This window comes from Shewanella sp. 11B5, assembly GCF_002836795.1.
In the GTDB taxonomy this organism is placed as follows: Bacteria; Pseudomonadota; Gammaproteobacteria; order Enterobacterales; family Shewanellaceae; genus Shewanella; species Shewanella frigidimarina.
In genome coordinates this window covers 1-1288 of sequence record NZ_PJAP01000099.1, presented here as the reverse complement: position 1 = coordinate 1288, position 1288 = coordinate 1, and the positions used below count along the sequence as shown (strand labels likewise).

At 41.0% G+C, this 1288-nt stretch carries 2 protein-coding genes; both read right to left on the bottom strand.

The genetic code is table 11. The features are described from left to right. A partial coding sequence (locus tag CXF78_RS00830) for an endolytic transglycosylase MltG (protein WP_180957009.1) occupies positions 1-581 on the bottom strand: 581 nt, incomplete at its 3' end. Continuing rightward, positions 578-1288, bottom strand: a 711-nt coding sequence (gene pabC, locus CXF78_RS00825; RefSeq protein WP_102035713.1) for an aminodeoxychorismate lyase, incomplete at its 5' end; no start/stop codon positions are given. The genes CXF78_RS00830 and pabC, both read right to left, overlap by 4 nt.

Sequence of the window (1288 nt, the reverse complement as noted above, 5' to 3'; positions counted from 1 at the left end):
GCTTGCGCTAAGCTTAGCTGCATCATGGTGTAGCTGCGGTTTAAAATCGTCTGTAAGTTATCATCTGCATGATAATGGAATGTTTCTGGATAGAACTTACCCTCAGGCAAACCTGAAGTATCACCATTTTGTAATAACACTTGATTAAAGTCGTCGGTATTCTTTGCCAAATGCTCAGTAGTGGACAATGTTTGCTGCCACTCGGTAATAGTTTTACCTTCGATTAAGGTGATGCTAAAAACCACTTGTTGGCCTAAATATAATCGCTTTAATAACGCTTCTAATGTATCGCCAGGGATCATTTGATACAGACCGGTTTTTATATGAGCAAGCTTAGGTTCAAGTTTGACCAGATATTTAACTTTCCAACTATCGGTAATCAATGATTGTTGCTCTAGTTGTTGCGCAAGCTTAATCACACTGGTGCCAGGTTCAACCGTTAACGTTTGAATTTCAGTTAACTGTAGTGGCTGTTTTTGGTAAGCGATTAAGCCAGAGACAAGCCAATATCCTCCAAGACAAACGACTGTAAATAGAGGAATAAGACTGGCTAAAAAAAAGGTTTTTATGGTTTTAATCATGATGATAAATTCACACTCAAAATGTGCCTGAATCGCGATGTTTGCGTCCAACGGCTAAATTGAAAATCGTCAATGGCAGTTACATCAACAATGCCAAATAAACTGTTTGTTATAAATATATTGTCCGCTGCCTGAATATCACCAAGTGTTAATTGTGTAGCCATAACAGATATGCCCTGACAGAGCAGAGTATCAATTAATGTCTCACGCATCACACCACTTACACCTGCATGGGTTATTGCTGGGGTAAACACATGACCATTTTTGACTACAAAAATGTTGGCCATGGATGACTCTATCACATTACCGTCACAGTCAAACACTAACCAATCTTGATGAGTACTATGCAGCGGTTGTGACTTTATGAGCACCTGTTCCAATCGATTAAGGTGTTTTATTCCAGCCAGAAGAGGTTGCCTGCCAAGACATATGGGTGATGATGCTAGCGAGATACCACTTTGCTGCCAATCAAGATAATGCTCAGGAATGGGATGCACTGACACGACTTCTGTAACGTTTGCGCTCAAAGGAGCCTGATAACCACGGCCACCGACTCCACGCGTCAGCAATAGCTTTATACAATGTTGTGGGTATTGTTGGGCGAGTAGGATCAATTGTTGTATTAATAAGTCGCTTGGATGCCACTTAATACTTAGGCGCTCGCAACTTTGCAGCAAACGAGAAATATGCCCGTCAAGGAATAGGAT